The organism is Nocardioides pelophilus, assembly GCF_014180685.1.
GTDB lineage: Bacteria > Actinomycetota > Actinomycetes > Propionibacteriales > Nocardioidaceae > Nocardioides > Nocardioides pelophilus.
In genome coordinates this window covers 1-8954 of the sequence record NZ_JACEHF010000169.1, presented here as the reverse complement: position 1 = coordinate 8954, position 8954 = coordinate 1, and the positions used below count along the sequence as shown (strand labels likewise).

The following is an 8954-nucleotide window of genomic DNA, read 5'->3' as shown; positions in this document are numbered from 1 at the left end:
CGCCAGGTCCGGTCGGTAGCGCTCGAGGCACGCGGCGGTGTCGGTGCCGTCGAAGCCGTCGGCCGCCGCGGCGCGGTAGGCCTCGAGCAGCGGTGCGGCGCGGAACGCCTGGGGCGTCTGCACGCCGACCAGGTGGCCGGGAGGCCGTGACGCGTCGGGGTCGCGGGGGAGCAGGCCGGCCAGCTCGACCGTCGGTACGGCGCCGCCTGCCTCCCGGGCGGCGGAGATCACCTGCTCGAACAGGCTGACCGGAGCGAGCGCGCGGGCCCCGTCGTGGACGACGACCACGTCGAGCTCGCCCTGCTCGATCCGTGAGGCGAGCACGTCGAACGCAGCCCGCTCGGACTGGTGGCGGGTCGCGCCGCCGGCGACCAGCAGCACGTCCCGCGCGTCGAGGTGCGGCCCGACCGCCGCGGCCACGTCGTCCTCCTCGCCGGGCCGGCAGACCACGACGACAGGATCGACCCCGGGTACGGCGAGCGCGGTGCGCACCGAGTGCGCGAGGACGGGGGTGCCGGCGAGCGGCAGCAGCACCTTGTTGACCTCGGCACCGACCCGCGAGCCGCTCCCCGCGGCGAGGATCACGACGGCGGCGGTCGGTTCGGTCACGGGCAGCACCCTAACGGCGCCGCGCTCCCGGGTGAGCAAGCGTTTTCACGGCTGTTACACGGCGAAACTCTGGTGTGAACAGGGCGGTCCTAGCGTCGGCCCATGCCTGCACGGTCCGCGCCCGACGAGTGGCAGCCGGTGTGCCGGATCGTCGAGCTCGAGGTCGACCGGGGCGCCACCGCACTCGTCCACGGGCAGGCAGTCGCGATCTTTCGCACCGGTGACGACCACGTCTACGCGCTCGGCAACCACGACCCGTTCGCGCGGGCGGCCGTCGGCGGCATCGCCAAGGGGATCGTGGGCCGTCGTGGAGAGGTCCCGTTCGTGGCCTCGCCCGCCCACAAGCACGCGTTCGACCTGCGGACCGGTCGGTGCCTCGAGGACCGGCACGTCTCGGTGCCGGCCTACGCGGTCAAGGTCGTCGAGGGTGTCGTGATGATCGGGCACCGCAAGGTCGACGCTGCCTGACGGGGGTCTCGTGACGGTCGCTGCGCGACCTCCTCGACCGACGGGTTGGCTCGCTGCGCGACCTCCTCGACCGACGGGTTGGGTCGCTGCGCGACCTCTTCGACCGACGGGTTGGGTCGCTGCGCGACCTCCTCGACCGACGGGTTGGGTCGCTGCGCGACCTCCTCGACCGACGGGTTGGGTCGGTGCGGGACCTTCTCGACCGACGGGTTGGGTCGGTGCGGGACCTTCTCGACCGGCGGGTTGGGTCGGTGCGGGACCTTCTCGACCACCGGGTTGGGTCGGTGCGGGACCTTCTCGACCTCCGGCGACCTCCTCGACCGCCGGGTCGGCTCGGTGGGTCAGCCCGCCGCGCGGTCGGTTTCGGTGGCCTGGTCGAGCGCGCGGTCGACCAGGGCGCAGAGCTCGGCGGTGACCAGGTCGCGGCGCTCGAACGGCAGGTAGTGCCCGGCGTCGGGGGCGACGATGAGGCGCGCGCCGCGGATGCCGCTGGCGAGCTTGCGGGCGTGCGCGGGCGGCGTCAGCAGGTCGCGCGAGCCGACCAGGACCGTCGTGGGGACCCGGTCGAAAGCGCTGAGGTGGCCGATCCGGTCGTGGGCCATCATGTCCTTGTAGAAGCCGGCGTACGTCTCGGGTGCGCAGTGGATCAGCTGGTCGACGACGTGCCCGACGTCGCGCGGCGGCTTCGGCCGGCCGAAGAAGAACCGCCGTGCGATCTGGCGCTCGATCAGGGGGAACCGCTGGCGCCGCGACAGGCTCAGCATCCGGGCGCGGGTGGCGAGCACGAACGGCAGTCGGTCGCGCACCAGCGGGCCTACCTCGGGCAGGCCGAGCGTCACCGTGTGCAGGTCGGCGCCCGACGTCGAGACGAGCAGCAGGCCGGCGATCCGCGGCAGCACGTGGTGGCACTCCTCGGGGATCGCGGTGATCGTCATGCCGCCCACCGAGTGGCCGGCGATCACGAGCGGACCCTCGGGCGCGAACTCGTCGACGACGCGGCCGAGGTCGCGCGCGAGGTTGGGAATGGTGCAGTCGACCTCGCGGGCCCGGTCGCTGCGCCCGTGGCCGCGGTGGTCCCAGGTGACCAGCCGGATCTGGTGGCCGTACCGGGAGAGCAGGTCGGCGACCTGGTAGTGCCAGTCGGACTCGTCCGCCGTCCAGCAGTGCGACAGCAGCACGTTCACCGGGGCGTCCGCCGGCCCGTGCACGGTGACGTGCAGCCGGAGCCCGTCGTACGTCGTGAGTGATGTGGTGGTCACGGTGTCTCCTCGCCCTCGACGTCCAGGGGTACGACGTGCACCAGCGCGGTCGCGATCGCGGCCACACCCTCGCCCCGGCCGGTGAGGCCGAGGCCGTCGGTCGTCGTCGCCGACACCGACACCGGCGCTCCGACCGCGTCGGTCAGCGCGGACTCGGCCTCGGCGCGGCGGCTGCCGAGCCGCGGCCGGTTGCCGATCACCTGGACCGTGGCGTTGCCGACGACGAAGCCGGCAGCCCGCACCCGGCGCACGGCCTCGCCGAGCAGGGCGACGCCGGCGGCACCGGCCCAGGCCGGGTCCGCCGTACCGAAGTTGCTGCCGAGGTCGCCGAGACCGGCGGCGGCCAGCAGCGCGTCGCAGACGGCGTGTGCGGCCACGTCGGCGTCGGAGTGGCCCTCGAGCCGCTGCGGCTCGTCGGGCCAGCTCAGCCCCGCCAGGCGGAGCGGCGGATCGCCGTCCCCCCGGGGCACCAGGCGGTGGACGTCGGTCCCGATGCCGGTCCGGATCGAGCCCGGAAAGGACGGTTGGGTCACGCCCTGATCATGCCTGAGTAACAATCAACCCGTGAGGACGTCCCGGAGTTGGTGGTGGTGGTCCGGCGTGATCGTCGGAGCCGTGGGCCTCGGGGTCAGCTATCTGGCCGCCGGACTGCTCCGCGTGCGGGAGTCGCCGGTGGTCGCGGTTGCGGAAGGCGTGCGCGACGTGACCCCGGACGGCGTCGTCCACTGGGCGATCGACACCTTCCAGACCAGGGACAAGCAGGTCCTCCTCATCGGGATGTTCGTGATCCTCGCGGTCGTCTTCGCGTGCCTCGGCCGGCTGGCGCGCAGCCGCTGGTGGTTCACCGTGGTCGGCTACGTCGTGCTCGGGGCGATCGCCGGCGTGGCCGTCGCGGTGAAGCCGGGCTTCCGCGCCGTCGAGATCGCGCCGGTGTTCGTCGGGTTCCTGGCCTGGTTGGTCGGGCTGGCGGTCATCGTCCAGTGGCTGCGGCGGTGGGAGCTGGTGGAGGCGTCGGACGACGCCGGCGCCGACCCGACCCACACCCGGCGCGGCTTCTTCGTGGCCGCCGGCGCGGTGGGCGGGGTCGCCGCGCTGTCCGGGTTCCTCGGCGCGCTCGCAGGTGGCCAGCGCGAGGCGGTGGAGAGGGACCGGCGCCTGCTGAGGGTGGACCAGGTCACCAAGCCGACGCTGCCGCGCGGCGTGAAGATCGACGTCGACGGGGTCGCGCCGTGGCAGACGTCGGCCGACGACTTCTACCTGATCGACACCGCGTTCCTGAAGCCCGCCATCCGGGTCAACGAGTGGGAGCTCCGGATCCACGGCATGGTCGACAACGAGCTCACGCTCTCCTACGACGACCTCATCGCGCGCGGCATCACCGAGGACTGGATCACCCTCAACTGCGTGTCCAACGAGGTCGGCGGCGGTCTGATCGGCAACGCGTGGTGGAGCGGGGTCCTGCTGAAGTCGATCCTCGAGGAGGCCGGCGTGCAGGACGGCGCCGACGCGGTGCTGCAGACGTCCGAGGACGGCTGGACCTGCGGCACCCCGCTGTCCGCGCTGATGGAGGACGACCGCAACGCGATGCTCGCGGTCTACATGAACGGCGACCCGCTGACGGTCGAGCACGGCTTCCCCGTCCGGACGATCGTGCCGGGTCTCTACGGCTACGTCTCGGCGTGCAAGTGGGTGGTCGACATGGAGGTCACCACCTTCGGCGGCATCGAGGCCTACTGGACCAGCAGGGGCTGGTCCGAGCTGGGCCCGGTGAAGATCGCCTCGCGGATCGACGTCCCCGAGAGCGGGGCCGACGTGTCGACCGGCTCGCTGGTCTGTGCCGGGTCGGCGTGGAAGCAGCACACCGGGATCGAGGGCGTCGAGGTGTCGCTCGACGGCGGCGCCTGGACGCCGGCGACGCTCGCGCGGGTCCCGAGCGACGACACCTGGGTGCAGTGGCGGGCCGAGGTCCAGGTCGACGAGGGAGACCACGAGCTGCGGGTGCGCGCGATCGGCAATGATGGCGACGTGCAGACAGGTGTGGAGCGCGATGTCCTTCCCGACGGTGCCACGGGCTGGCACACGGTCGAGTTCTCGGCCTCATGACGGGCGCGAGCTCGCACCCGGCTGACTTCGCCGGGCTCGCCGGCGGTGCGCTGGTCGTGGGCGGTTCGGGCGGCATCGGCCGCTGCGTCGCCGAGATGCTCGTCGAGCGCGGCGCCCGGGTCGCGGTGACGCACCGGACCCGGCCGTCACAGGTGGGCGAGGCGTCGTACGCCGTCGACCTGGAGGACCGTCGCGAGGTGGGCCGGGTGGTCGACCAGGCCGTCGCCGACCTGCGCGGCCTGCACACCGTCGTCCACGCCGCGGGGCCGCACGTGCCGATGGTGCACCTGTCGCGGGTCGAGCCGGACGCGATGGCCGAGCAGCTCTCGGTCGATGCAGCGGGCTTCTTCGCCGTCGCCCACGCCGCGCTGCCGGCCCTGCGCGCATCGGCCGGCTCGCTGGTCGCCGTGACGACCGCGGCCACCACCCGGTTCCCCATCCGCGACGGGCTCTCCTCGGCGCCCAAGGCCGCGGTCGAGGCCATGGTGCGGGCGCTGGCGGTCGAGGAGGGCCGCTACGGCGTACGGGTCAACGCGGTCGGCCCCGGCATGCTCACCGACGGCATGGCCGACCGCCTGATCACCTCCGGCGAGCTCTCCGACGAGGCGCTCGAGATCACCCGCGGCAACATCCCGCTCCGCCGCTTCGGCTCCGCGCGCGACGTCGCCGAGGCCGTCTGCTTCCTCGCGTCGTCCCGCGCCGGCTTCATCTCCGGCCAGAAGCTCGACGTCGACGGTGGTTACGGCGCCTGAGGTCGCGGACGAGCCTCGAACCACAGGCGCTCCGCTGGTTGAGGTGCGAGCGCAGCGAGCCTCGAAACAAGGAGCTCACCAGTTCGTGGCAGCGCCCGGCTTCGGCAGCGGATGGTCGGGGTCGGTGATCACGTAGGCGAGACCGCCGGAGGCCTCGAGCCAGAGCCGTTCGAGCTGCCCGCGGTCGTAGGTACGCCGCACCCGGCGCCGGCTGTCGGCCGCCGGGTCGTTGACCACGACGTTGCCGTTGTCGCGGATGCCGACGAGCACCAGCAGGTGGCCGTTCGACGAGCCGATCGGCGCTCCGTCGAGCTCGCCGCGGCCGAAGGCGATCGACACGACGAGCGGGATGCCGGCGGCGAGGAACCGCTCGGCCTCGCGCACCGACCGGAGCCGGGTCACGAAGGCCTTGCCGGCCAGGGGCGCGGCGTAGGCGGTGTTGAACGGCCAGTTGCCGGTGCCGTCGTACGCGTGGTCGTAGGTCATCCGGGCGGCGTGGTCGACCCACGGGTCGACGTGACCGTCGGGCACCCATCGGTAGCGGCGCGGGGTGGGCAGGCTGTCGTAGTAGCCGAGCACCATCGAGGTCGCCGTGGGCGAGCACCACGCCTCGCCGCCACCGCCCCACCGCGGGTAGTGGCCGGTGTGCACCATCTGGGAGAGGCGCGGCACCTGCAGGACGACGCCGCGGGCGGGCCCGGGCTCGGAGGTGGCGCCTGCCGAGGAGGGCAGGCGGGACGCCATCGCGGTGGCGAGGTCCAGGCTCGGCCGGTACGACGCCCCGGCTCGCCGCGCGAGCGAGATCCGGACCTGGTATCCGAGCAGGCCTGAGGTGCGCCAGGTGTCCACCGCGACGCTCGTCCCGTCGTCGGCCTGGCCGGAGACGGTGTGTCGCTGGAGGTGCTGGTCGCCGGACGTCCAGCGGCCGATGACGTCCCACGACGTCCGGTCGCCGCCGCCGTCCCGCCCCCGGACCTTGACCTCGATCCAGCTGTCCCTCGGGGTCGTCGCGGACCACGACGCGATCAGCTCGGTGAAGGCGTAGCCGGGCTCGACCCAGGGCGAGGTCCAGCGGGCGACGTCGTACGACCGGCCGTCGGCGGTCGTCGTTGCGACGCCCTGGTCGAAGACCAGCCGGCCGTCGCTCACCGTGGTGCCGGCCAGGTCGCCGCGGTTCCACTGCCGCGAGCCGTCCCAGCGGGTCAGCGTGATCAGCCGCTCGGCGCCGGTCGCCGCCACGGCGACCGCTGAGCCGTCCGGGCGGTCGGCCGTGGCGCACGCGCTCACGCCGGTCAGGGCGAGGAGGACGGCGAGTCCGGCGGTGATCTGTCGCATGCAACGACGGTAAGTCACACCAGTCACTTCTGTCACACGGCTGCCGGTTTGACGATGCGGGAGCACGGGGCGCTTCTCCCTAGACTGGCCCGGTGACGTTCAGGCTCTATGACACCGCGACCCGCGAAGTCCACGACTTCGTGCCCCTCGAGGAGGGCAAAGTGGGTCTCTACGTCTGTGGCCTGACCGTGCAGAGCGAGCCGCACGTCGGGCACGTCCGCTCGGGCGTGAACTTCGACGTGCTGCAGCGGTGGCTGCGCCACCTCGGCTACGACGTCACCTTCATCCGCAACGTCACCGACATCGACGACAAGATCCTGATCAAGTCGGCCGAGCAGGGACGCCCCTGGTACAACCTCGCCTACGCGATGTACCGCGAGCTCGACAAGGCCTACACCGCCCTCAACGTGGCGCCGCCGACGTACGAGCCGGCCGCCACCGGCCACGTGCCCGAGATGATCGAGCTGATCGCCGAGCTGATCGGCCGCGGCCACGCCTACGCGGCCGAGGACGGCTCGGGTGACGTCTACTTCGACGTCCGGTCCTGGCCGTCGTACGGCGAGCTGACCCATCAGGGCATCGACGACATGGAGCCCGCGGCCGACGCCGATCCGCGCGGCAAGCGCGACCCGCGCGACTTCGCCCTCTGGAAGGGGTGGAAGAAGGAGTCGGAGCCCGAGACCGCCGCCTGGCCGAGCCCCTGGGGTCCGGGCAGGCCGGGCTGGCACATCGAGTGCTCCGCGATGGCCGGCAAGTACCTCGGCCACGCCTTCGACATCCACGGCGGCGGCGTCGACCTGCGGTTCCCGCACCACGAGAACGAGCAGGCGCAGTCCCGCGCGGCCGGCCGACCGTTCGCGACGTACTGGATGCACAACGCCTGGATCACCACCTCCGGCGAGAAGATGAGCAAGTCGCTCGGCAACTCACTGACGATTCCCGCCGTGCTGGCGAAGTACCGCGGCATCGAGCTGCGCTACTACCTCGTCGCTGCGCACTACCGCAGCCATGTGGAGTTCAGCTTCGAGGCGCTCGACGAGGCGGTCGTCGGGTTCCGGCGGGTGGAGGCGTTCCTCGAGCGCGCCGCCGAGGTGCTCGGCGAGGTGCCGGACGACGGCGTGCTGTGCGCCGAGTTCATCGAGGCGATGGACAACGACCTCGGCACCCCGGGTGCCGTCGCGGCGATCCACGACGTGGTCCGCGAGGGCAACAAGCTGATCGCCGGTGGCGACTCGGCCGCGCTGCGGGGCAACGCGGCGTCGGTCCGGGCGATGCTCGACATCCTCGGCCTCGACCCGGCCGATCCGGCATGGGGCGGTCACAGCGGCGGCACGCCGGACGACAAGCTCAAGGCCGCTGTCGACGCCCTCGTCGCCGGGCTGCTCGAGGAGCGGGCGCAGGCGCGCGAGGCGAAGGACTGGGCGCGCGCGGACGCGATCCGCGACCAGATCAAGCAAGCCGGCATCGAGGTCACCGACACCCCGACCGGCCCGACGTGGACGGTGAGCTGATGTCCGGGGTTTCGAGACGCCCGTCGCTCGTCCCTCGCGCCGGGCTCCTCAACCACCGAGAAGGACACTGACGTGCCTGGAAATTCTTCGCGACGCGGAGCGATCCGCAAGCAGAGCAAGAAGCCGAGCGCCGGGTCCGGCGGTCGCGTCAAGCGCGGGCTCGAGGGCAAGGGCCCGACGCCGCGCGCCGAGGACCGGCCCTACCACAAGGCGCACAAGGCGAAGCAGGCCAAGGAGAGCTCCGCCAAGCGGAGCGGCGGCCCGCGCGGGACTCGTCGCCGCCCCAACGACGCGGAGTGGATCGCCGGCCGCAACCCCGTCGTCGAGGCGCTGCGGGCGCGGGTGCCGGTGACGTCGGTCTACGTGGCCGAGGGCGCCGAGCGCGACGGTCGGCTGCGCGAGATCTTCAAGCTCACCGCTGAGCACGGCGTCGGCCTGCTGGAGGTGAGCCGCGGAGAGCTCGACCGGCTGACCAACGGGGCCGTGCACCAGGGGCTGGCCGCGAAGATCCCGGCCTACGAGTACGCCCACGCCGACGACCTCATCGCCGCCGCCGAGGAGATGGGCGAGAAGCCGCTCATCGTCGTGCTCGACGCGGTCACCGACCCGCGCAACCTCGGCGCCGTGGTGCGCAGCGCGGCCGGCTTCGGCGCGCACGGCGTGGTGATCCCCGAGCGCCGCGCCGCCTCGATGACGGCCTCGGCGTGGAAGACGTCGGCCGGAGCGGCGGCGCGGATCCCCGTCGCCCAGACGGTGAACCTCACCCGCCAGCTGAAGGCCTACCAGGACGCCGGCTGCTTCGTGGTCGGCCTGGCGGCCGACGGCGACCTGTCCCTGCGGGAGCTCGCGGCCGACCCCGACCTCGCCGGCGGACCGCTGGTGGTCGTGGTCGGGTCCGAGGGCGACGGGCTGCACCG

Annotated in this window: 9 protein-coding genes; 5 read left to right on the top strand and 4 right to left on the bottom strand. The window is 72.9% G+C overall.

The window, feature by feature from the left end; translation table 11 throughout:
- Positions 1 to 609, bottom strand: a 609-nt coding sequence (locus tag H0488_RS19560) for an IspD/TarI family cytidylyltransferase (protein ID WP_183100910.1), incomplete at its 3' end; no start/stop codon positions are given.
- Positions 610 to 711: 102 nt separating this feature from the next.
- Here H0488_RS19560 and nirD point away from each other — a divergent pair.
- Positions 712 to 1077: a nitrite reductase small subunit NirD gene (nirD, locus tag H0488_RS19555; RefSeq protein ID WP_183100909.1), complete on the top strand. Its 366-nt coding sequence runs from the start codon at positions 712 to 714 to the stop codon at positions 1075 to 1077.
- Positions 1078 to 1418: 341 nt separating this feature from the next.
- Here the strand turns inward: nirD and H0488_RS19550 are convergent, their stop codons facing one another.
- Both H0488_RS19550 and ispF read right to left on the bottom strand, forming a co-directional pair.
- A complete protein-coding gene (locus H0488_RS19550; RefSeq protein WP_183100908.1) occupies positions 1419 to 2336 on the bottom strand; it encodes an alpha/beta fold hydrolase in 918 nt (305 codons plus the stop codon).
- Positions 2333 to 2869 (bottom strand): 2-C-methyl-D-erythritol 2,4-cyclodiphosphate synthase, encoded by a 537-nt coding sequence (gene ispF / locus H0488_RS19545; protein WP_312856441.1) that lies wholly within the window; start codon positions 2867 to 2869, stop codon positions 2333 to 2335. The genes H0488_RS19550 and ispF overlap by 4 nt, the downstream gene beginning before the upstream one ends.
- Before the next feature lie 31 nt (positions 2870 to 2900).
- Here ispF and H0488_RS19540 point away from each other — a divergent pair, with 31 nt between their 5' ends.
- The gene (locus H0488_RS19540; protein ID WP_183100907.1) at positions 2901 to 4439 is read left to right on the top strand and encodes a molybdopterin-dependent oxidoreductase; all 1539 of its coding nucleotides are present in this window, start codon (positions 2901 to 2903) and stop codon (positions 4437 to 4439) included.
- The gene (locus H0488_RS19535; RefSeq protein ID WP_183100906.1) at positions 4436 to 5191 is read left to right on the top strand and encodes an SDR family NAD(P)-dependent oxidoreductase; all 756 of its coding nucleotides are present in this window, start codon (positions 4436 to 4438) and stop codon (positions 5189 to 5191) included. The genes H0488_RS19540 and H0488_RS19535 overlap by 4 nt, the downstream gene beginning before the upstream one ends.
- Positions 5192 to 5266: 75 nt before the next feature.
- Here the strand turns inward: H0488_RS19535 and H0488_RS19530 are convergent, their stop codons facing one another.
- Complete coding sequence (locus H0488_RS19530; protein WP_183100905.1) at positions 5267 to 6526, bottom strand: C39 family peptidase; 1260 nt, start codon at positions 6524 to 6526, stop codon at positions 5267 to 5269.
- 92 nt (positions 6527 to 6618) lie between these two features.
- On the opposite strand from H0488_RS19530, the gene cysS reads away from it, so the two are divergent.
- Positions 6619 to 8037 (top strand): cysteine--tRNA ligase, encoded by a 1419-nt coding sequence (gene cysS / locus H0488_RS19525; RefSeq protein WP_183100904.1) that lies wholly within the window; start codon positions 6619 to 6621, stop codon positions 8035 to 8037.
- 72 nt (positions 8038 to 8109) lie between these two features.
- A partial coding sequence (locus H0488_RS19520) for a TrmH family RNA methyltransferase (protein WP_183100903.1) occupies positions 8110 to 8954 on the top strand: 845 nt, incomplete at its 3' end.